We start from the raw sequence: 21,921 nt of genomic DNA, 5'->3' as shown, positions 1-21,921 counted from the left end.
AGCCTCCCTGAATGCGTCTGGCGCCGGGCGGCAGAGCGCCGGCGGCGGGCTTGTTGGTCGCCCGCTTCGACGCATCATAGATTATAATAGCATAATGTCTACTGGCTCTGACCGAGCTGTGCGAGAGGCTAGAGTCTGGTGATCCGCACGGCTGCGTCAGGCCGCTGGAACAGCTCCGGCCGCAGGCTGAGGCCAAGGCCCGGCCCTTCGAGCGGCGCGACATGACCGTCCCTGACCGGCGGGATGTCGGCGACGATCTCGGTGTACCAGCCGGTGAAGTAGGCGCGTACCGCTTCCTGGTAATTGACGTTCGGCAAGGTCGCCGACAAGGCGCAGCTCGCCGCATAGACGATCGGTCCGGTGCAGTCGTGCAAGGTGACAGGCAGTTCGCTGGCTTCGGCCATGTTGGCGATCTTGCGCGCCTCGGACAGGCCGCCGCACCAGGCGAGGTCGATCATGATCACGCTAGCCGCGCGCTTGTCGATCAACTGCTTGAACATCTGCCGCGACGCCAGCCTTTCGCTGGCGGCGATCGGGATGGAGGTGTGGCGGGCGAGCTCGGCCATGGCGTTGAGTTCGTTGTAGCGGATCGGCTCTTCCAGCCAGGCGACGTCATAGGGTTTCAGCGCCTCGGCGATGCGCAGCACCGGCGGCAAGGTCCACAGCCCATGCAGTTCGACCATGATCTCCATGTCGCGGCCGACGGCGTCGCGGATCTTGTGGAAGGGCTCCAGCGCCTTGTCGAGATCGACAAGCGAGATTCGGGTGCCGTTCGAGGCTTCGGCGGCGATATCGAACGGCCAGATTTTCATGGCGCCAATGCCTTCCGACTTCAGGCTTTTGGCGAGATCGCCGGCATTGTAGCGCCAGGCGAGCAGGTCTTCATACGGCCCTTCATTCGAATCGCCTGATTTGAGCGACCAGTCCTCGCCGCGTTCGAACAGGGCATTCTTCTTCGTGGCGCGCACATGCTTGTAGCCGGCGCAAGTGTTGTAGATCGGCACGGTCGCGTGGGTGCGCCCGCCAAGCAGCCGCCAGACCGGCTCGCCGAGCGCCTGGCCATAAATATCCCACAGCGCGATGTTGACGGCGGAATTGCCGCGCACCTCGGCGCCGGAATCGCGGGCGCCGACATAGACGCTGCCCAGCGTGCGGTCGTGCAACTCGATGTCGCGCGGGTCCTTGCCCAAGAGATAGGACGCGACATTGTCGTGGATGTAGGCGGCAACCGGCCCCGGCGCCCAGAAGGTCTCGCCGGTTCCGACAAGGCCGGCGTCGGTGTGGACGCGCAACCAAAACAGGAACGGGAATTCCGCCAGCTGCAGCGTTTCGAGCGCGACGACTTTCATCTTTTCCTCCCAACTCCCGCCGATACTACAGTCCAAGGACAATAGCACATAGCCGTTGACAGCCATTTATGGTACCGGTATCAATTTCGTCAAGATCGCCTCCGGGAGGGTGCTCGCTTGCCTGCCCAAAATCGAAACAAGATGCCGCTCAGGGCGCTGGTCACAGGCGCTGCCGGCGGGCTCGGCCGCGAGGTGGCGGTTCAGCTGGCGCGTCGCGGCTGTTTCGTCGCGGTCACCGATATCAACGGCGATGGGCTCGCCGAGACCGCCAGGCAGATCGGCGAAACCGGCACGGAAACCGAAAGCATCGTCAGCGATTTCACCGGGGAAGGCGCGCCGGAAGCGGCCGTCGAAAAAGTCGTCGCGCGCTGGGGCGGTATCGACATCCTGGTCAACAATGCCGGCTATGGCGTGATCGAGCCCTTCCTCGACGCCACCTTCAAGGCCTGGACGCGTACGCTGGCGCTCAATGTCACAGCCCTTGCCATGGCCTGCAAGGCGGCGGGCCGGGTGATGCGGGAGCAGCGCTCCGGGCGCATCATCAACATCACCTCGCCGGGCTCGCGCATGGCGCTGCCCGACTACACCGCCTACACGGCGAGCAAGGCCGGCGTCGATTCCATCACCCGCGCCGCGGCAGTGGCGCTCGCGCCCTATGGCGTGCTGGTCAACAGCCTGGCGCCGGGCATGATGGACACCGAAATGCAGCGCTCGACCGAAATCGACCTTGCCCGTGCCAATGGCCGCGACGATTTGCAGGCCTTTCTCGACGAGCGCACCCGCCGCATCCCGCTCGGCCGCCGTGCCGAGATTGCGGAAGTGGCCGAGGCCGTCGTCTGGCTCTGCCTCGACGCGCCTGATTACATGACCGCCGAGCGGCTCAACATGTCGGGCGGGCTCGACAAGGACTGATCCAGATGCTGCGAAACTCTCCTCCCGGCTACGCCGACATCGGCGCGCTCGAACACAAGGCGATGCTGCTGCGCCGTCATATGCTGACGATGGCGCGCGGCCAGGGCCAGGGCTATATCGGCCAGGGCCTCGGCATCGCCGATGTGCTGGCGGCGCTCTATTTCCACGAGCTGCGCTACGATCCCGGCAATCTCGGTTGGCCCGACCGCGACCGTTTCCTTTTGTCGACCGGGCATTATTCCATCGCTTTGTGGGCTGCCCTGGCCGAAGCGGGCATCATTCCTGTCGATGAACTCGTCACCTATGGCGCCGACAACAGCCGGCTGGAAATGTCGACGCTCGACACCACGCCCGGCGTCGAAATGATTGGCGGTTCACTTGGCCATGGGCTGGGGCAAGGTGTCGGGCAGGCGCTGGGCCTGCGTGTCGACCGCTCCGACGCGCGCGTTTTCGTCGAGCTCTCCGATGGAGAGATGCAGGAAGGCTCGACCTGGGAAGCAGCCATGTCGGCCAGCCACTTCAAGCTCGACGGGCTGGTGGCGCTGATCGACTGCAACGGCATTCAGGCCGACGGGCCTGTGGTGCTCGACATGGAGCCGGTGGCCGACAAATGGCGCGCCTTCGGCTGGCAGACAGCCGAGATCGACGGCAATGACATGACCGCGGTGGTTGGCGCGCTGGCGGATGCGAGAAACCGCAACGGCAAGCCAAAGGCGATCATCCTGCGCACACGGCCCGGCAAGGGTGTGCCCCGCATCGAGACTTCCGAGAAGTCGCACTTCTTCCGCATCGACGTGGCGCAATGGGATGGCATCATCGCCGAGTTCGAGAAAACCGTGGGAGCGGGCCAATGAGCGGCGCGGCGATGGAGGCCGGCCGCACGCTGGCCATGGGCCAGGACGAGGCCGTCGGCGGCGGACGGCGCAGCGTTGAGGCACCCTTCGGCCGGGCATTGGCAAGGCTCGGCGAGAGCCGCCCCGACATTGTCGGACTGACCGCCGATCTCGGCAAATACACCGACATCCTGCCATTCCGAGACGCCTTCCCGGAGCGCTTCTTCAACGTCGGCATGGCCGAGCAGAATCTGGTCGCCGTCGCCGCCGGGCTGGCGCGCACCGGCAAGGTGCCGTTCGCCACCACCTATGGCGTGTTCGCGACGCGGCGCGCCTATGATTTCGTCGCCATCGCGCTGGCCCACTCCAATCTCGACGTCAAGATCGTTGCGGGCCTCCCCGGTCTCACGACCGGCTATGGCGGCACCCATCAGGCGATCGAGGACCTTGCGCTGATGCGCATGATCCCCGGCCTGACTATCATCGACCCCTGCGACGCGACCGAGATCGAAGCCGCGACCGAAGCGATCTCGCAACATCGAGGACCGGTCTACATGCGGCTGCTGCGCGGCAGCGTGCCGGTTGTGTTCGAGCCCGGTTACGTCTTCGAGATCGGCAAGGCGCGCCGCCTGCGCCAGGGTAGCGATGTCGGCATCATCTCGACCGGCCTGATGACCGAAAGGACATTGGATGCAGCCGATGCTTTGCAAAAACGGGGCGTCGCTGCCGGCGTGCTGCATGTGCCGACCATAAAGCCGTTCGACAGCGAGGCGGTGGCCGAATTCGCCGCGTCGGTTGACCGTATCGTGACAGTGGAAAACCACGTCGTGGTCGGTGGCCTGGCGAGCCTTGTGGTCGAGACCTTGTTCGATGCCGGCATTGCGAAGACAGTGACGCGCGTCGGCCTGCCGGACCGCTATATCGAATGCGGCGCGGTGCCGACCTTGCAAGCGAAATACGGACTGACGACCGAGGCCGTCATCGCGACCATTGCCGCATTGAGCTAGGGTTCTCCCATGAAGATTACAGAGATCGAGACCTTTGCCGTCGGCGCCGGCTGGAAGAACTGGCTGTTTGTCAAAGTACATACCGATAAGGGCATCCACGGGATCGGCGAAGGCACGCTGAACGGTTTCATCAAGACTACCGAAGCCGGCGTGCACGAGTTGAAACACCTCGCCATCGGCCAGGACCCGCGCCGCATCAACGCGCTGGCCAAACGCATGCTGGACAGCGTCTCGCTCGACGGCGGCCACATCCACCGCACGGTGATCGCGGCCATCGAAGTCGCATGCTGGGACATACTGGGCAAGAGCCTCGGCGTGCCGATCCACCAATTGCTCGGCGGCCAGGTGCGCGACAGCGTGCTCGGCTATGCCAATGGCTGGTACCGCACCGAGCGCTCGCCCGAGGCCTTTCTCGATGCGGCGAAAGCGGTGCTGGCCAAAGGCTTCAAGGCATTCAAACTCGACCCGTTCGGCACCGCCCAAGGCTTCATTTCGCGCGAGGAGCTGGAGCTTTCCTACGCGATCTGCCGGACCTTACGTGACAGGCTGCCAAAGGACACGCTGATCCTGATTGACGTGCATGCGCGCTTCACCGAGATCGCCGCACTGCAGGCGGCGCAAAAATTCGCCGATCTCGACATCTACTGGTGGGAAGAGCCGACCTCGCGCGACCGCCAGGAGACCGTGCATGAAGTGGCGCACCGCTCGCCGATCCCGGTGGCGACGGGCGAGATGTACGACACGGTCGGTCAGTTCTACACGCTGGCGGCCGGCGGCGGCGTCAACATCTTCCAGCCCGAGCCGATGTCGCTCGGCGGCATCGGGCCGTCGATGCAGGTGGCCAATCTGGCGCTTGCTCATGGCAGCCATATCGCGCCGCACCAGAGCGGCGGACCGGTGGCGACGGCGGTTTGCCTGCAACTGGCGGCGGCGGTGCCGAACTTCCTCATCCAGGAGCATTTCGACACCTTCAACGATCCCTGGACGCGCGACCTCGTGAGCTGGCATCCCACCGTCAATCCCGACAATGGCCATCTGTCGCTGCCGGACGCGCCCGGTCTCGGCATCGACCTCGACATCGATGCGATCAAGGATCATCCCTACGACCCCAACGCCTATCTCAACGTCCACGCCGAAGGCTGGGAGAAACGCCTCGGGCGGCGCGAAGAGGCGGGGAAGCGCGGTTAAGGAAAATCGCGACGTTTACAGTTTGGCCGAGGCTTCCCTCTCTTCGTCATCCTAGGGCGGAGCAAGGAGCGAAGCGACGCGGCGCAGACCCTAGGATCCATGCCGTGGCGTTAAAGCTTTACAAACGTTGAAGAATTTTTCTCCGCCGTACCCTTCGATCGAGGTCACGGAATGGATCCTAGGGTCTCCGCGACGCCGCTTCGCGGCTGCTCCGCCCTAGGATGACGAAGCTGAGGGGCCTCGGCCAACGAGCAACCCATCAAGCGCTTTCGCGGTCGACGATCTCGAAGCCGAGTCTGGTGATGGTCGGCACCTTGGCGTCGCCGCCGAGCTTTGCCAGCAATTGCCGCACCGCGCGCCGGCCCATCTCGTAGCGGTTGACCTTCACCGTGGTCAGCGGCGGATGAAGCTGCGCGGCCAGATCCATGTCGCCATAGCCGGCAATGGCGATTTTTCCAGGCACCGCCCAACCGCGCCGGTGGCATTCCTGCACGGCGCCGACAGCGAGCGTATCGCTGGAAAAGAAGATCGCGTCGATATCCCTGTGGCGGGAGGTCAGCGTCACCAGCGCTTCGGCGCCGCCTTGCGCGGTGATCGGCACCTCGACCTCCAGGTCGGCATGGTTCTTGAAGCCGAGTTCGGTCAAGGCCGCGTGGTAGCCGGTGCGGCGTTGCTGGAGACGATCGTTGCCGTGGATCGGCGTCGAGACGAAGCCGATGCGCTTGTAGCCCTTCGCCGCCAGATGCATGGTCATGGCATAGGCTGTCTCGAAATTTGAGACGCCGACCACCATGTCGATCGGCTTGCGGCCCTTGATCTCGGAGATCTCGACCACCGGTGCGCCGCTGCTCTTCAGCAGCGCGCGCGCCGTCTCGCTTTGCACGAAGCTCTGCAGGATCATGCCGACTGGGCGCCAGCCAAGCAGATTGCGGATCGCCTTCTCCTCGGCCTCCTGCGTGAATTCACCTTGCACCAGGAGCATCGAATAGCCGCTCTCGTGGCATTCGTCGGACATGCCTTGCACCTGTTCGGCTATGCCCGAATTGATCAGCGGCGGCACAACCGTGCCGATCATGCGGCCGTTGCCGCGCATGCTGGAGGCCAGGCGGTTGGGCACGAAGCCGGCCTGCTCGATCGCCTCGAGCACCTTGGCGCGCGTCTCCGGCGACACCATGTCGGGATTGGACAGCGCACGTGACACCGTCATCGGCGCAACGCCGACGCGCTTGGCGATCTCGCGAACGCCGAGGCGCTGCGGCTTTTTCTCGCCCGCCGGCGGCTTATCGGTCATCACCCTGCTCCAAGAGAGCGCGATCCACCAAGGCAAAGTCCCACGGATCACATCAGCCCATTCATAGCGGTTGCAGCGGACGCTTTCCAGCGACGCGACGCGCTGTCGCGAGGCGTGGAATTTTCATCGTTGACAAGTTATAATATTATAATCTTAATGAAGACGAGGAGCGCGCCGGGATTGGCGCGGGTGAATGGAGCCGGCCGCGGGATCCGGCAACAGGCGCCGCCAGGGAGGTCAGGATGAACAGCGCGGCTGAGGTGAGCTCTCCGCGCCGGGGCACGCAATCGTTCCGGCGGCGACTGATCGGCTTGATTGCGGTGGGCGAAGTCGGCGTGCTGGCGGCGATGGCCTTGCTGATTGCCTTCTTCTGGTTGCTCGAACCGGCTTTCCTGTCGGAGCGCAACATCCGCGCCATTCTCAACGTCGTCTCCTTTGTCGGCATCATCGCCATCGGCCAGACGATTCTGCTGGTTGCCGGCGAGTTCGACCTGTCCGTCGGCTCGGTCGCCGGGCTGTCCGCAGTGGTCGCCGCCAAGCTGATGACCGCTGCCGCCTTGCCGGTGACCGTCGGCATTCTCGGCGGCATCGGCGTCGGCGCATTGATCGGCCTGCTCAACGGCTTGATCGTCGTCAGGCTCGGTATCCCCGCCTTCATCCAGACGCTCGGCATGCTGTTCATCGGTCAGGGGCTGATCCAGTCGGTGACCGGAGGCTATCCGGTCTATCCGCTGCCGGAGGCGATCAATACGATCGGCGGTACGGATCTCGCCTTCGGCCTCGGCTGGAGTTTCGCCTTCTTCATCATCGCGGCGGTGGCAGCCGATTTCGTGCTGCGGCGCACCGTACTCGGCCGCAACATCTATGCCACCGGCGGCAACAAGGAAGTGGCGCATCTCGTCGGCATCAACACCAATGCCTGCAAGATCGGCGCCTTCATCACCGTCGGCGCGCTGTCGGCGATCGCCGGCATGTTCGTCATGGCCGATCTCGGCAGCGGCGGCACATCGATCGGCAGTGGCTGGGAGCTGACGGTCATCGCCGGTGTCGTGGTCGGCGGCGTCAGCCTGTTCGGCGGCGCCGGCACGGTCGCCGGCGGTGTCGTCGGCATCCTGATGCTGAAAGTGGTGCAGAGCGGCCTCGTCGTCATCGGCGTCAACTCCAACTGGCAGCAGATCGCGGTCGGCGTGATCATGGTCATGGCCGTCGGCCTCGACATAGTGCGCCGCCGCTACTTCATCGCCGGGGCTTGAACCGGCCGAGATATTGCGCCGGCAAAAATGCCGGTGAACCATGGGAGGTAAGGCATGAAAATTCAGGTGAAGAAGGGGCTGATCCGGGCCGCATTGGTGGCGGCGACAGTCGCCACCTCGGGCCTAGCGCGGGCGGCGGATGTGCATCTGCTCTGGGTGCAGGCGATGAAGGATCACCCGGTGCACCGGCTGATGCAGGCGGGCTTCCTCAACAAGTGCAAGGAGCTCGGCTACACCTGCGAGGTCGTCGGCGACCCGAGCGCCACCAACTGGGACATCCCCGCGACCTTGCCACTTGCCGAGGCCGCGCTTGCCCGTACCAAATATGACGCCATCGGCGTCTACGGGGTGGACCCGGCCATCTATTCCTACATCACCAAGCTTGCCAAGGAGGGCTTCCCGATCGTCACCTGGCACGTCCTGCCGCCGGAAGGCACCGTCAATGGACTGAAGGCTGCGACCGGAGAAGACATTGCCGAGGTCGGCGCCAATGCGGCCATCGCCATCGGCGACAAGCTCGGCGGCAAGGGCACTGTGGCGCTGACGCAAGGCGCTTCCAACGACACCGAGAACGCCATGTCGGATGCCTTCCGCAAGACCATCGCGGCAAAGTATCCCGGCATCAAGGTGCTCGATACGCAGATGGAAGGCTTCGAGCCTTCCGCCGCCGAAGCCAAGGCGGTGGCCATCCTGCAGGGCAATCCCGACGTGACCGCCGCCTTCGGCACCACCGGCAACAGCATCCAGACCTGGTCGGGCGCGGCCCGCAAGGCCGGGCGCGACGTCGTCATCATCGGCATGGACTATATCAGGCAGAACCTCGATCTGGTGAAATCGGGCGCCGCCTACGGCATCGTCGCACAGCCGCTCTACGAGGAAAGCGCCAAGGTGGCCGAACTGCTCGGCGACCTCGCCCAGGGCAAGACGGTTCCCTACAGCAATCCGTTGCCGGCCAAGGTGATCACCGCAGCCGACCTTGCCCCCTACTACAAGATGCTGGACAGCGCCGGCCAGTAACGCCTGCCGCCGGGCCCGCATCTTGCGGACCCGGCAACATCCTGAGGGACCACTGTGTCGACCAACCAAGCGCCGCTGTTTTCAGCCACCGCGATCGCCAAGAATTTTGGCGGCGTGCAGGCGTTGCGCGGGGTCGATTTCGACGTGGTCTCTGGTGAAATCCATGCTCTGCTTGGCCAGAACGGCGCCGGCAAGTCCACCCTTGTGAAGATCCTCAATGGCGTGCATCCGGCCGGCTCCTACACCGGCACGATCCAGCTCGACGGCCAGCCCGTCAGCTTTGCCTCGCCGGCCGACGCGCGATCGAACGGCGTCGGTTATGTCCCGCAAGAAATCGAGGTGCTCGAACAGCTCTCGGTCGCCGAGAATGTCTTTGCCGGCCGCACCGGTCTGGGCGACGGCGTGCTGGTTCACCAGCGGAAGCTCGAGCAGCGGGCGGCCGAGATATTTGCCGATCTTGGCATCGATATCGACCCAAGGGCCTATGTCGCATCGCTGCCCTCGGCGCAGCGTCATCTGGTGATGATTGCCCGCGCCATCGTCATGAAGCCGCGCGTGCTGATGCTGGACGAGCCGACCGCGTCGCTCTCGGGCACCGAAGTCGACGCGCTGTTTGCCGTGCTGCGTCGGCTCAAGGCACAGGGCGTGGCGATGATCTACATCACCCATCGCCTGCCGGAAGTGCTTGCCATCTGCGACCGCGCCACCGTGCTGCGCGACGGACAGGTGGCGGTGCGCATTGCCCGCGAGGATTTCGACGCCGAGACCTTCATCTTCTCGATGTCCGGGCAAAGGTTGCAGCGGCTGTTCCCCGAGCATGCCGCGCCTGTCGGCACCCCGACCGCGCTGGAGGTTCGCCGCCTCAGCGTCGACGGCCACGGCGGTGCTGTCCATGGCGCGAGGGACATCAACCTGTCCGTCGCGGCCGGCGAGATCGTCGGATTGGCGGGACTGCTTGGCTCCGGCCGCAGCGAGATCCTGCACGGCATCTACGGCCGCGTGCTGTCCGAGGGCGAGATCCACGTCGGCGGCAAGGAGGTATCGATCAAGTCGCCCGCCGATGCCCGCGCGGCCGGCATCGCGCTGCTGACCGAGGATCGCAAGCGTGACGGCCTGCTGTTCAACCTGCCGGTCGGCGCCAACATCACCATCGGCAATCTCGCGCCCTTGTCGCGGCGCGGCGTGGTGCGCGGCGGGCTGGAGCGCAACGCCATCGTGGCAGCCATGCGTGCCCTCAACGTCAAGGCATCGTCGCCGCGGGCCTCGGTCACCCATCTGTCGGGCGGCAACCAGCAGAAACTGCTGTTTGCCCGCGTGCTGATGCGGGCGCCGAAGGTACTGCTGCTCGACGAGCCGACCAAGGGCGTCGACGCGGCAACCCGGCATGAGATCTACCGGCTCGTGGTCGAGTTGGCCGACAAGGGCGTTTCACTGCTGATCGTCGCGTCGGAACTCGAGGAATTGATCGGTCTTTGCGACCGCTGCCTCGTCGTCGCCGACGGCCGCATCGTCGATGAATTCGGCCGCGGCGAAGGCGGCGAGGATCGCGTCTTGCGTTCGGTCACCGCGGCGCAGGCCGAGCGTCAGGCGCAGGTTTCCGCATGATATTTGCCGGCAAACGCATTTTCGTCACTGGCGCCGCGACCGGGATTGGCCGGGCAACGGCGGAATACCTTGTCGCCGAGGGCGCCAAGGTCTTTGGCGCCGGGCTGGACGGCGATGACGGCAAATCACTGGCGAGCCGTTATGGCGAGAGCCAGCTGATCTTCCGGGAGAGCGACCTCACGCGCCAAGCGGACGTCCAGGCAGCCGTTGCGGCGGCGACGGACCGGTTCGGCGGGCTCGACGCGGTCGTCAACTGCGCCGGCATCTATCCGACAGGCAAGCGGCTGGAAGAGCTTTCCGACGAGGAGTGGGACAGGACCATATCAGTCAATCTGACGGCCATTTTCCGCGTCTGCCGGGCGACCTTGCCGCTGCTGCGCGAGGCCGGCGGCGGCTCGATCGTCAACATCGCCTCCGTCCATGCCGACGCCACCGTACCCGGCGTGCCCGCCTATGCGGCGACCAAGGCGGCGGTCGTCGGCCTGTCGCGGCAGATGGCGCTCGACTATGCCGTCGACCGCATCCGCGTCAACGCCGTGCTGGTCGGCTCGGTCGCCACCCGCATGACGCTCGACGGGCTGGAGGCAGCCGGCGGCGCGGAAGCGCTGGGCCTGTCTTTCGAACCGAACCGGATCGCGCGCATCGCCAACCCTGCCGAGATCGCCACGGCAATAGGCTTCCTGATCTCGGACGACTCTTCCTTCGTCACCGGCAGTGCCATGCAGGTGGATGGCGGCCTGCTGGCTCGGCTGCTTTAGGATTGAAGCGCGAAGGGCATGAACGAAACAGCGCCGGCTGCACTTTCCCCCGGGCCAAGCACGATGACGCCCTCTTCCGGATCATCCCATCGGCCGCGGTTGAAGGCGCCGGAGGCATTGGTCTGGGGTTCGACGCAGAAAAACGGTTTTGTCGGGTCGGCATAGAGCATCAGGTGCCTGAAGACCGGATCGGCCGTGATCCGCAGCCCCGCGCCGCGCGAGGGAAAGCGGATGATCGCCTCGCCGCCCCAGCCGCCATAATCATTGTTGCGCCAGCCCGCCGGCAATGGCCGGCCCTCGGCGAAGTCGAGTTCGGGTGGCAGCGTGATCGGGTCGCCGGAAACACCGTCGGGCTCTTCGAGATAGAAACGCTTGGCCTTGAATTGCAGAGTCACGTCCGGGTCGCGATCGAACCAGGGGTGCAGGCCGAAGCCGAACGGCAGGGAAACCGGTCCGGTGTTGGTCAGGGTCATGGTCACGTCAAGCCCCTCGTCGGAAACCACGAAAGTCTGCATCGCGCGATAGGAATAGGGTTCGCCGGCGCCAGCAATATCCAGCCCCAGGGTTGCGCTACCGGCTCCTGCCTCCACGACAGTCCAGGCAAGCTGCCAGCCGCTGCCATGCACGTTGAATTTTTCCGGCGGATTGTTGGGCAGGACCTGCCAACGCTTTGACCTGAACTCAAAGGCATTTCCGGCGATGCGGTTGGCATAGGGCGTCATCGGGAACATGGCGACGCCCAGCACATTGCCGGCCTCGCGATCGCCGTCCGAAAGCCCGCGCATCAGATCGATGCCGCGCCAGCGCAGTGAACTCACGGAGCCGCCGATTTGCGACACCAGCCCGACCTCGATTGCGCCGGCCTTCAGCGTCAGCGGCTCAGAAATTACGCCCATAGCCTGCCATCCATCCACCGTCGACGCCCAGCATCTGGCCCGTCGTATAGGTGTTCAGTGGATCGCAGAAGAACAGCACGGCCGCAACCGCTTCCTCGATATTGCCGGCGCGGTTGACCGGGACGTGGCTGAGCATCGCCTTGTCACCCGAAACCATGGTCTCGTCCTCGACCAAGCCGACGCCGACGGCATTGACCAGGATTTTGGGGCCGAACTCCATGGCCAGCGTGCGCATGCCGGCCAGGATCGAGGCGTTCTCCATGGAGAAGCGCGGATGGCGGCGCATCGGCATGCCGGCGGTCACCGAAAGCAGGAAGACGATGCGTCCGCCGTTGCGCTCGGTCATGGCCACCGCCGCCTTGCGCGCCGCCGCGTACAAGGTGCCGGGATTTTCGGCCGTGCTTCCCGGACGCAGAGGGCATGATACCAGAACGATGTCGGGGGAAAGGACGCTGGCGTGCCGCGCCCCTTCGAGGACGCGGCCGCCATTGGCGCGCAAGGCGGCGAGTGCCGCCTCGGCAACCGGATTGCTCGCGCCTTCCAGTTCTATTGTCGAGCCAGTGAGATCGATTTCCATGGCCCCGCTCACATCATGTATCCAGCCGTCCAGCCGCCATCGACGGCCAGCACCTGGCCGTTGACATAGCTGGCGGCCGGCGAGGCCAGGAACAGCACCGCCTCGGCGATCTCTTCCGGCTGGGCAGGCCGGGCGAGGGGCACATGGTCGAGGAATTCCTGCGTGCGCCCGGCGAACTTGCCGTCCTCGCCATAGAACAGCTTGGCGGTCAGCGCCGTCATCACCGACCCCGGCGCGATGGCGTTGGTGAGAATTCCCCTGGCGCCGAGTTCGATTGCCATCGACCGCGTCAGATGGATGATGCCGGCCTTGGCGGCGACGAACGGGCTTTGCAATCGCATGGCGGCGAGCCCGACGACGGAGGCGATGTTGACGATGCGCCCGCCCTTGCCGGCGTCAAGCATCGGGGCCAGTGCTGCCCGGCTCACGATGTAGAGGCCATCGAGGTCGATGCCGGTGATGCGGTGCCATTCGTCGGCCGGGAATTCGTCTAATGTGACGCGATGCGCCAGCGTGTTGACGCCGGCATTGTTGATGAGGATGTCGAGGCGACCATAGCGCCGCATGAGCGCGGCGATCGCGGCGTCCACCGATGCGGGGTCGCGGATGTCGGTGGTGCAGGCCATCGCATCGCTCAACCCGGCCGCGACCTGGCGTGCGCCCTCGCCATTTATGTCGGCGACGACGATCGCCGCGCCATTGTCCGACAGGCGTTTGGCGATCGAACTGCCGATGGCGCCGGCGGCTCCCGTGACCAGCGCCACCTTGCCTCGCAAATCGCAGCGCATGTCCCGTCAGCCTCCCGCACAAGTTATGCTATTATAATAATCTGGCGGCAGGAACAAGCAGCTACACGGGCGCGCGAGACTTATTCCGCGGCCGCCCCGACCGCGCCCTTGCGGGCGGCATCGACCATCCGCCGGCGCGCCCGGAACACGCCCCATTGCTGGTCGACCAGCACGCCGATGAGGATGACGCCCCCCATCACCGCGAAGTTGAGCGAGGAGGGGATGCCGAGCAGGTTGACCAGGTTCTGCAATTCCTGCAACAGCACCGTGCCGAGGATGACGCCTATCAGCGAGCCCTCGCCGCCGCGCAGCGAGAAGCCGCCGAGCACCGCCGCCGCAATGGCGTAGAGCTCGTAGAACTGGCCATGGCTGGCCGGCGAGATGGAGCGCGTGTACATGGCGAAATAGATCGCCGACAGCGCGGTGAGCACGCCGCAGATGACGTAAGCCGCCATGACGACGCGCCCGGTGCGGATGCCCGAATATTTCGCCGCCTCCTCGTTCTTGCCGATGGCGTAGAGATAGCGCCCGAACACCGAGCGGTGCAGCACCACCCACATGACGATGGCGATGACGATCAGCGCGAAGAAGGAGTTCGGCACGCCCCAGGAGCGGCCGGCGGTCAGGAATTCGAGATCGGGAAAATTCTGGCCGAAGGCGAAGCCTGCCGTGCCGTCGGCGGTGTAGAAGCGCGCGACGCCGCGGTAGATCAACAGGCCGCACAGGGTCACGACGAAGGGCTGCAGCTTGAGCCGCGTGATCAGCCAGCCATGCGCCAGCCCGATGATCGCGCCGAGCACCAGGATCAGTACGAAGGCGATAGGCCATCCCATGCCGCGCACGGCGATGAAGTCGATGAACAGCGTGCCCAGCAGCGCGACGACGGAGCCGACGGAGAGCTCGATGCCGCCGGTGATGATGACGAAGGCCTGGCCGATCGACAGGATACCGAAGAGACCGATGAGGTTCGAGGTGTTGGCGAGATTGATCGGCAAGAGGAAGCGCGGATTGATGACGGCAACGATCGCTCCGACCACCAGGATCAGGATCAGCAGGCCGAGATCTTTCTTTGTCATCGTCGTCTCCGCTTAGCTAAGGCGCGTCGCGCGCTTCAGCTCTTTGTTTATGCATGCCGTTGCCGCAAAAAACCGCGGGCAACTTTTGCGCGGGCATGCATTAGTTTGCCGGCTTGCCCACCGCGAGCAAAAGCACGTTTTCCTGGCTGAAATGGTCCTTGTCGAGGATGCCCGAGATCTGGCCCTCATGCATCACGGCGATGCGGTCGGAGACGCCGATCACCTCTTCCATGTCGCTGGAGATCATCAGCACGGCGACGCCGGCATCGGCCAGCGCCCGCATCAACCCGTAGATCTCCGCCTTGGCGCCGATGTCGATGCCGCGCGTCGGCTCGTCGAGGATCATCACCTTGGGGTTCATGGCCAGCCATTTGCCGAGCACGACCTTTTGCTGGTTGCCGCCAGACAGCGTGCCGGTGCGTGTCTGCACCGAAGGTGCCTTGATGCCGAGATTCTTCTTTTGCTTCTCAGCGGTAGCCGCTTCCGCGCTGTTCGAGACGAGCGTGCGTTTGGCATGTGCCGGCAAATTGGGGAGTGAAATGTTCTGCGCTATCGACAGGTCGAGCAGGATGCCGGTCAGCTTGCGGTCTTCCGGCACGAGGAAAATGCCTTGCGCGACGGCGTCCGCCGCGCTCGCCAGCGTCAGCGGCTTGCCGTTGAGCTCCAGCGTGCCGCCAAGGCTGGCTTCGATGCCGAAGAAGACCCGTGCCAGTTCGGTGCGACCGGAGCCGACGAGGCCGGCGAGACCAAGGATTTCGCCGCGCCTGACGTCGAGATCGACCGGCCGGCTGGGATAGGTGGGGGTGCGGACCGCCTTGGCCGAGAGCGCCACGGCGCCGGGGGCACGCGCGGCTTCGGAGGCCTTCTCGCGTTCCTTCAGCATGCGGCCGATCATCAGCTTGACCATCTGGTCGTGGTTGATGTCGCGCTTGCCCAATGTTCCGGCCAGCATGCCGTCGCGCAGCACGACGACGCGGTCGGCGACGCGCTCGATCTCGTGCAGGCGGTGCGAGATGAAGATGACCGAGATGCCGTCGGCCTTCAACGCCTTGATGACGTCGAGCAGCTTGTCGGTCTCGGCGAGCGGCAGGCTCGATGTCGGCTCGTCGAGGATGACCAGCTTTGCCTTGATCGACAGCGCCTTGGCGATCTCGACCATCTGCTGCTGCGCCAGCGAGAGATCCGCGACCTGTGTGTCGGCGGAAAAATTGGCGCCGACGCGCTTCAGCAGCGGCGCCACCATTTCGCGCAGTTTCGCGCGGTCGACCAGCCGCAGCGGCCCGGCGCGCAGCGGCTCGCGGCCGAAGAAGATGTTGGCGGCGACATCGAGATTTTCGAACAGATTGAGTTCCTGGTGAACGAAGGCGATGCCGGACCCCAGGCTGCCCTCCACGCTCAGGCCCTTATGGGCGGTGCCGTCGACCGTGATGGTGCCGGTATCCGGCGTGGTGACGCCACCGAGGATTTTCATCAGCGTGGATTTGCCCGCGCCGTTCTCGCCGACTAGGCCGATGACCTCGCCCGGCCTGACCTCCATCGAAAACCCGTCGAGCGCCACGACGCCCGGATAGGTCTTGCGCACGTTCTCCAAGCTGAGGAACGGGGTGGTCGCAGCGATGGATGTGTCGGAATAATTCATCATGCCTGACAGCGTTTGGCGGGCTCACAGACTGACTGGCCTGATCGAACCCGTCAATAAAAAGCGAAACGTCGCGCCGCCCCTCACCCTTACCCTCTCCCCGAATAGAGACGGGGAGAGGGGCTCGCCAGCGTCGCGGCCATCTCCCTTCTCCCCGTCACTATACGGGGAGAAGGTGCCGGCAGGCGGATGAGGGGCAGCGCCAACGCCGATCAGTTACCTGCCATCGCCTTGAGATTGGCGGCATAGGCGTCGACGTCATCCTTGCCGATGATCTTGGTCGGGATGATGATCAAATTGCCGGCCGGGATACCCGACTTGTCGCCCTTGAGATAGGCGGCCATCAGCTTCATGCCCTGATAGGCCCATTCGAAGGGCTGCTGCACGACGGTGGCGGCAACTGTGCCTTCCTTGACGCCGCCCAGCGTGATCGGATCGTCATCGAAGCCGACGACGGTGATCGAGCCGAGCTTGCCGGCGTCGCGCAGCGCTTCATAGATGCGCGGCGTGTTGTAGGAGTAGAAGCCGACCATGCAGGTGACGTCGGGGCTGGCGACCAGCGCGTCCTCGACATTCTTCTTGGCGCGCGCCTGGTCGATGTCGTCGCCGCGCACGTCGACGAGCTCGATCTTGGTGCCGGCGAGACCGTCCTTCATGCCCTGGATGCGCTCCTTGGCATTGTCGGCGCCGAGCAGGCCGACGAAGCCGAGGCACTTGCCGCCGTTCGGCATCGCCTTCTTGGCGATTTCGGCCGCCTGCTTGCCGGCGTCGACATTGGACGAGCCGATATAGGCGACACGCTTGGTCTGCGGAGCATCCGAGTCCGTGGTGAACAGCGCCGTTTGCGAGGCGATCTTGTTCAAGCCATCGGTCGAGGTCTTGGGATCGACGGCCGAGACCATGATGCCCTTGACGCCGGCGGTCACCAGATCGTCCATCAGCCGCTGCTGGATGGCGACCGAGGATTGTTCGGGATATTTGAGTTCGAGCGTGTAGTCGGGCAGTTCGCCCTGCGCCTTCTTGACGCCGGCTTCGGCCGCTTTCCAGAAGTCGGAAGCGCCGTTGACGACGAAGGCCAGCGTCGGCTTGTCGTCGGCGCGCGCGATGGCCGTCGCCGTCAGGCCGACAGCCAGGGCCGCGGCGGCCATGGATGCATTACGTATCAAGGATTTCATGTTCAACCTCCCGTTTTGGTCAGTCGTAGGACTGGCCGGACTTGCTCACTAGAATTGTCTTGCTCACCTGAATTGCCGTCTGCGGCGTGGACGCCTCCTCCTCAAGGGGTTCCCGGCACTGAAAAGAATGGCGTCGTTCCCAGCCACGGCCACGGACTTTAGACAACCATTCTTCATTCGTAAATAGTCCGATTTGTCTGACATATCACATATCTGAGACATGGTTTGTGGAAGCAATATCCGCTCGCCATCGGGCTATTCACAGACACGTCCACCGCAACCGGACCGATCAGGCCGGATGCGGTGGATTGACGGTACAGCGCATCCTTGTATTAGTAAATACTATTAGCAAAGGACCGATCTGGTGGCGCTCGGGTGTCATAGCCGAACCGATTCGATGGCGCAGCGATGCTTGTCCGAGCGCAGCCGGAGCCCTTGCGATCTGGGTATTTTTGCGAGGCTGGGCCTGCATGACGGGATGGGCTGCAAAGGGTGATAATAGTTATTAGTTTGCCCGACGCGCCCACGGACTGGCGGCGTCACGTCATCTTGTCGGCCCGGCAGGCCGCCGTTAGACAGGCTGGGGATTGGGGGACATCTACGGCATGAGCGAGACGACGGACCCGGACATCGCAACCGCGAAGCGTCGCAAGGCGCCGGCAAAGCCCAAGGGCCGCGTCACCATGACCGATATAGCGCGCGCCGCCGGCTGCTCGCAGGCCACGGTTTCCTTCGTGCTCAACAATTCGCCCGGCATTCGCCTGTCGCAGCAGACCCGCGAGCGGGTGATCGAGGCGGCGCGGGCGCTCGGCTACAGCGCCCCTGCCTTCTCGGCGCTGAAGCAGCCGGTTGCGGCTTTCGAGGGCGCCGCCTTCGACGGACTCGACGGCGTGATCGGCTTCTGTGTCGACCAGCTCGCCACCAGCCCGGAGGCCGTGGTCGCCATAGAGGGCGCGCGCCAGGCCTCGTGGAATGCCGGCAACGTGCTTTTGGTGGCGCAGACCATGGGCGACGCCGTGATGGAGCCGCGCGCCATTTCAGCGCTGACCAGGCGGGGCATTTCGGCGCTGATCTACATGACCATCTTCACCCGCGAGATCACCGCGCCCGATTTCCTCTACGGCCTCAACATCCCGGTCATCCTGCTCAACTGCTACACGTCGGACTATGCCTTCCCCGCCGTGGTGCCCTCCGAGATCGCCGGCGGCCAGAGCTCGACCCGCCATCTGATCAGTCACGGCCACCGCCGCATCGCCACCATCACAGGCGAACCCTGGATGCAGGCGGCCCAGGACCGCCTCAAAGGTTACCGCCGGGCGCTCGCCACCGCCGACATCCCGTTCGACCCCGAACTGGTGGTGGAGGGCGACTGGTCGGCCAGCGCCGGCTACGCCGCGACTGTGAAGCTGCTGGCCCTGAAGGACCGCCCGACCGCCATCTTCTGCCAGAACGACCGCACCGCGATCGGCTGCTACGAGGCGCTGAAGGAAGCCGGCCTGCACATCCCGCAAGATATCTCCGTCGTCGGCTACGACGACGAGGAAATCGCCCGCCATCTCTTCCCGCCGCTGACCACCTCGATCCTGCCGCATATGGCCATGGGCCAATGGGCGATCGAGCAGCTGGAAGCGCCGGCGGTGGCGGGACGGGGGCGCTATCCCATCACCAAGCTGGAGTGTCCACTGGTGGAGCGGGAGAGCGTGGCGACGTTCAGGGGCTTCGCATAAACCACCGGTCCCTTGTCCCGTCCCGGATGCAGGCATTCACCGTGCTCCCCGCGTCTTGGCTTCATCTCGATAGGAGTCTAGCCTGCGCCTGCAGCCGGGGGAGGCGCCTATGACATCGAGTTTCACCGTTCATGACGCGTCCGGCTACGAGCAACTCATGGGCCGCTGGAGCCGAAAGCTCGCGCCCAAGTTCATCGGCTTCGCCGGACTTGCCCCTGGCGAAAAGATACTCGACGTCGGCTGCGGCACCGGCAGCCTGACGTTCGAGCTGGCGAAATCCGCCGAACTCGCGGCGATCGAGGCAATCGACTTTTCGCCTGTTTTCGTCGAGGCGGCAAAGCGGCGCAACGCCGATCCGCGCATCGCAATCCAGCAGGCGGACGCCACCGCCTTGCCGTTCGCGGACAATGCGTTCGACCGTGCGCTGGCCCTGCTGGTGCTTCATTTCGTGCCGGAAGCCGGCAAGGCGGTTGCCGAAATGCGCCGTGTTACTCGGCCGGGCGGCGTGGTCGCGGCCGTGGTGTGGGACCATCTCGGCGGCATGGCGGGCATGCGCATGATGATCGACACTGTGGCGGCGCTCAGCGAGAGCGGACGCCAGCTGCGCAGCCGCTATTGCTTCCAGCCGATGATGCAGCCCGGCGAAATGAAGCGGAGTTTCGTGGAACAGGGGCTGGCCGACGTGACCGAAACCGAGCTGATGATCCGCATGGATTATCAGGACTTCGCCGATTATTGGGCCCCGATATCAGCCGGCGAGGGCCCGCTCGGCAAATACATGACCACGCTGGAGGCAGCCGAACGCGAGCGCGCCGAGGCTGCCGTTCGCGATGCCTATCAGGCCGGACGACCGGACGGGCCGAGGTCGTTCGCCAATGTGGCCTGGGCGTGCAGGGGCATGGTGCCCTGACCGCAGGCAGCGAAGCGCCTTTAAAAGCTGCTGTCAGGCCTGCAGTGCAACCAGATCGACATAGCGTTGCAGGTAGAGTGGCCAGCCCTGATCGCCGGCGACGGCATCGCGGACGCCTTCCCAGCCCTGGCCATGGCGCTCCAGGTTCCTGTGCTCGATCTCGACGCGGGTACGCTCAGCCGTTTCGGCGGTGAACCGCACCTCCCACTCGCTGGTTTTGGCCGGGTCGGTCTCGATGCGCCATTGCGGGCTGATGTCCCAGCTCAGGAGCACGCGGTTGGGCGGGTCATAGGCCAGCACGCGCGCCCAGCGGCACTCGCTGCCGTCGACGCCGCGATCATAGACGTGGCCACCGACCCGAGGCTCGAACACCGTCTCGGCGACCTCGGCTGCAAGCAGATTGTGCTCTGGCGGTTTGAAACTGCCGAAATCCTCGGTGAAAACCTTGAAGGCGCGTTCGATCGGCGCCTCGACCACGACGGACTGTTTCACGGAGGCGATGGGGACCTGGGTGTTCATGGTGACTCCTCTGGTGGGGTCTCGACAGCCAGCTTGTAGGCCGCGAGAGTCTTGCTCCAGAACCGGTCGAGCCAGGCGCGCATCTGGCCAAGCCCGTGCGGATCGATGTGGTAGACGTTGCTGGCGCCCTTCGGCTCCGCGCGCACCAGCCGCGAATCCCTGAGCACCTTCAGGTGTTGTGACACCGCGGACTGCGACACGCTGACCTGCCGCGTGACCTCCGCCACGGAGCGCGGCCGCTCCGCGATCAGCTCGAAAATCTGCCTTCGGGTCGGATCGCCCAAGGCGGCAAGCTGTGGACTATCAACAGTCATGACTTATGATTAGTGCAGACTGATGATTGAGTCAAGCGGGCGCACCTAGTAGGCCCTGTTTGGCAGTGCGGGAATTTCTCCCGAAAGAGAGATCGCATTCGTTTGGATGGAAGGAATTACGTCAGGTCGAGATCCACCCGGCCGCGAGATCTATCCCTTGCGTTCTTCAAGGCTGTTGCCGCCGTCGACGACGAGCAAGGCGCCGTTGATATAGCTGGCGCTCTCGGAGGCCAGGAACACGACTGCCGCCGCGACCTCGTCCGGCCGGCCGGCGCGGCCCGGCGGCGCATGCAGGGCCGCTATCCGCTCCGGCTCGCTCGAGGCGCCTGTCTCGATCCAGCCCGGCGCCACGGCATTGGCGGTGACGCCGTGCCGCGCCACTTCCAGCGCCAATGTCCGGGTCAGGCCGACCATCCCGGCCTTAGCCGCGGAATAGGCGGCGGTGCCCTGGTAAGAGACCAGCGGCCCGGTCACCGATGCGACATTGACGATGCGCCCATACCCCGCTTCGACCATCGCCGGCAGAAACGCCCTGGTGACGAGAAACGCCGTCTTCAGGCTGGTGTCTATGCCCTGGTCCCACTCGGCCTCGCTCATCGTCAGGAACGTCTTGTCGACGGACGGCGAGGCCAGCGATCCCATGCCGGCATTGTTGACCAGGATATCGACAGTACCGACCTCTGCCCGCAGCCGCTCCACCTCCGCGGCGATGGTGAGATCGGCGATAGCGGCTTTGGCATCGATGCCCTCGCCGCGAAGCCCGCCGGCGCGCTCAAGCACCCGCGCGCTGGCGCCGGTCAGGAAAACGGCATGCCCGGCCTGGCCAAACTGGCGCGCAATGGCGAAGCCGATGCCGTCGACAGCGCCGGCGCCGGTGATCAGGACACGCCTGGTTTTGGGGGTGGTTGCGGCCAAATCAGGCTCCAAAACCCGTTCGGGCCAAACGTGTCACTTATGTCTCCGGTACAAACCGTAACCTGTGTGTCGGGAACGGACCCTATGGAACTGGCATCCCACGGTGGAGGAAAGCGACAACTAAGTCCACACCACACCCCAGCAATAACGGTCCTAATCACCCAGCTACGGC

21 protein-coding genes are annotated in these 21,921 nt (G+C 64.8%); 10 read left to right on the top strand and 11 right to left on the bottom strand.

Features of this window, described 5'->3' with window-relative positions; translation table 11 throughout:
- Positions 1-128 precede the first annotated feature (128 nt).
- A complete protein-coding gene (locus EN861_RS05100; protein ID WP_135862688.1) occupies positions 129-1,349 on the bottom strand; it encodes a mandelate racemase/muconate lactonizing enzyme family protein in 1,221 nt (406 codons plus the stop codon).
- A 117-nt stretch (positions 1,350-1,466) separates the two neighbouring features.
- Between EN861_RS05100 and EN861_RS05095 the strand changes: the two genes are divergently transcribed.
- The 4 genes from EN861_RS05095 to EN861_RS05080 are packed head-to-tail and all read left to right on the top strand — an operon-like array spanning position 1,467 to position 5,289.
- On the top strand, positions 1,467-2,261 hold the full coding sequence (locus EN861_RS05095; protein WP_127871226.1) for an SDR family oxidoreductase: 795 nt from the start codon (positions 1,467-1,469) through the stop codon (positions 2,259-2,261).
- A gap of 5 nt (positions 2,262-2,266) precedes the next feature.
- Entirely contained in the window at positions 2,267-3,115 is an 849-nt protein-coding gene (locus EN861_RS05090; protein WP_127871227.1) for a transketolase, read from the top strand.
- Positions 3,112-4,101 carry a transketolase C-terminal domain-containing protein gene (locus EN861_RS05085; protein WP_127871228.1) on the top strand — a complete coding sequence of 330 codons (990 nt, stop codon included), beginning with the start codon at positions 3,112-3,114 and terminating at the stop codon, positions 4,099-4,101. Before EN861_RS05090 ends, EN861_RS05085 begins: the two co-directional genes overlap by 4 nt.
- Before the next feature lie 9 nt (positions 4,102-4,110).
- Complete coding sequence (locus EN861_RS05080) at positions 4,111-5,289, top strand: mandelate racemase/muconate lactonizing enzyme family protein (protein WP_135862687.1); 1,179 nt, start codon at positions 4,111-4,113, stop codon at positions 5,287-5,289.
- 259 nt (positions 5,290-5,548) lie between these two features.
- Here the strand turns inward: EN861_RS05080 and EN861_RS05070 are convergent, their stop codons facing one another.
- On the bottom strand, positions 5,549-6,580 hold the full coding sequence (locus EN861_RS05070) for a LacI family DNA-binding transcriptional regulator (protein WP_135862685.1): 1,032 nt from the start codon (positions 6,578-6,580) through the stop codon (positions 5,549-5,551).
- A 242-nt stretch (positions 6,581-6,822) separates the two neighbouring features.
- Here EN861_RS05070 and EN861_RS05065 point away from each other — a divergent pair, with 242 nt between their 5' ends.
- Genes EN861_RS05065 through EN861_RS05050 form a run of 4 tightly spaced genes read left to right on the top strand, consistent with a single transcriptional unit; the run spans position 6,823 to position 11,213 of the window.
- A complete protein-coding gene (locus EN861_RS05065; RefSeq protein ID WP_135862683.1) occupies positions 6,823-7,833 on the top strand; it encodes an ABC transporter permease in 1,011 nt (336 codons plus the stop codon).
- A 54-nt stretch (positions 7,834-7,887) separates the two neighbouring features.
- Positions 7,888-8,850, top strand: a complete 963-nt coding sequence (locus EN861_RS05060) for a substrate-binding domain-containing protein (RefSeq protein ID WP_127275281.1) — start codon at positions 7,888-7,890, stop codon at positions 8,848-8,850.
- Between the two features lie 54 nt (positions 8,851-8,904).
- On the top strand, positions 8,905-10,455 hold the full coding sequence (locus tag EN861_RS05055) for a sugar ABC transporter ATP-binding protein (protein ID WP_135862681.1): 1,551 nt from the start codon (positions 8,905-8,907) through the stop codon (positions 10,453-10,455).
- Positions 10,452-11,213, top strand: a complete 762-nt coding sequence (locus tag EN861_RS05050; protein ID WP_135862679.1) for an SDR family NAD(P)-dependent oxidoreductase — start codon at positions 10,452-10,454, stop codon at positions 11,211-11,213. Before EN861_RS05055 ends, EN861_RS05050 begins: the two co-directional genes overlap by 4 nt.
- On the opposite strand, the gene EN861_RS05045 is transcribed toward EN861_RS05050, so the two are convergent.
- From EN861_RS05045 to EN861_RS05020, 6 genes are all read right to left on the bottom strand, one after another.
- Positions 11,210-12,109: an aldose 1-epimerase gene (locus EN861_RS05045; RefSeq protein ID WP_135862677.1), complete on the bottom strand. Its 900-nt coding sequence runs from the start codon at positions 12,107-12,109 to the stop codon at positions 11,210-11,212. The genes EN861_RS05050 and EN861_RS05045 overlap by 4 nt on opposite strands.
- Positions 12,093-12,686, bottom strand: coding sequence for an SDR family oxidoreductase (locus tag EN861_RS05040; RefSeq protein WP_127275277.1), 594 nt, complete (start codon positions 12,684-12,686; stop codon positions 12,093-12,095). The genes EN861_RS05045 and EN861_RS05040 overlap by 17 nt, the downstream gene beginning before the upstream one ends.
- Positions 12,687-12,694: 8 nt before the next feature.
- Positions 12,695-13,474 (bottom strand): SDR family NAD(P)-dependent oxidoreductase, encoded by a 780-nt coding sequence (locus EN861_RS05035; RefSeq protein WP_135862675.1) that lies wholly within the window; start codon positions 13,472-13,474, stop codon positions 12,695-12,697.
- A gap of 80 nt (positions 13,475-13,554) precedes the next feature.
- Entirely contained in the window at positions 13,555-14,550 is a 996-nt protein-coding gene (locus tag EN861_RS05030; RefSeq protein WP_127871236.1) for an ABC transporter permease, read from the bottom strand.
- Between the two features lie 100 nt (positions 14,551-14,650).
- A complete protein-coding gene (locus tag EN861_RS05025) occupies positions 14,651-16,189 on the bottom strand; it encodes a sugar ABC transporter ATP-binding protein (protein ID WP_135862999.1) in 1,539 nt (512 codons plus the stop codon).
- A 212-nt stretch (positions 16,190-16,401) separates the two neighbouring features.
- A complete protein-coding gene (locus EN861_RS05020) occupies positions 16,402-17,364 on the bottom strand; it encodes a sugar-binding protein (RefSeq protein WP_127275274.1) in 963 nt (320 codons plus the stop codon).
- Between the two features lie 605 nt (positions 17,365-17,969).
- Here EN861_RS05020 and EN861_RS05015 point away from each other — a divergent pair.
- Positions 17,970-19,091 carry a LacI family DNA-binding transcriptional regulator gene (locus EN861_RS05015; protein WP_189343556.1) on the top strand — a complete coding sequence of 374 codons (1,122 nt, stop codon included), beginning with the start codon at positions 17,970-17,972 and terminating at the stop codon, positions 19,089-19,091.
- A 109-nt stretch (positions 19,092-19,200) separates the two neighbouring features.
- Positions 19,201-20,001, top strand: coding sequence for a class I SAM-dependent methyltransferase (locus tag EN861_RS05010; RefSeq protein ID WP_127275273.1), 801 nt, complete (start codon positions 19,201-19,203; stop codon positions 19,999-20,001).
- 33 nt (positions 20,002-20,034) lie between these two features.
- Here EN861_RS05010 and EN861_RS05005 read toward each other — a convergent pair whose 3' ends face one another.
- From EN861_RS05005 to EN861_RS04995, 3 genes are all read right to left on the bottom strand, one after another.
- Positions 20,035-20,520: an SRPBCC family protein gene (locus EN861_RS05005; protein WP_135862673.1), complete on the bottom strand. Its 486-nt coding sequence runs from the start codon at positions 20,518-20,520 to the stop codon at positions 20,035-20,037.
- Entirely contained in the window at positions 20,517-20,834 is a 318-nt protein-coding gene (locus EN861_RS05000) for a metalloregulator ArsR/SmtB family transcription factor (protein WP_135862671.1), read from the bottom strand. The genes EN861_RS05005 and EN861_RS05000 overlap by 4 nt, the downstream gene beginning before the upstream one ends.
- 150 nt (positions 20,835-20,984) lie before the next feature.
- Positions 20,985-21,749, bottom strand: coding sequence for an SDR family NAD(P)-dependent oxidoreductase (locus EN861_RS04995; protein WP_135862668.1), 765 nt, complete (start codon positions 21,747-21,749; stop codon positions 20,985-20,987).
- Between the last annotated feature and the right edge of the window lie 172 nt (positions 21,750-21,921).

This window comes from Mesorhizobium sp. M8A.F.Ca.ET.218.01.1.1, from assembly GCF_004791165.1.
Classification (GTDB): Bacteria; Pseudomonadota; Alphaproteobacteria; order Rhizobiales; family Rhizobiaceae; genus Mesorhizobium.
Note: the sequence above shows the minus strand (reverse complement) of the source record. Positions and strands in the feature narration are given on the sequence as shown.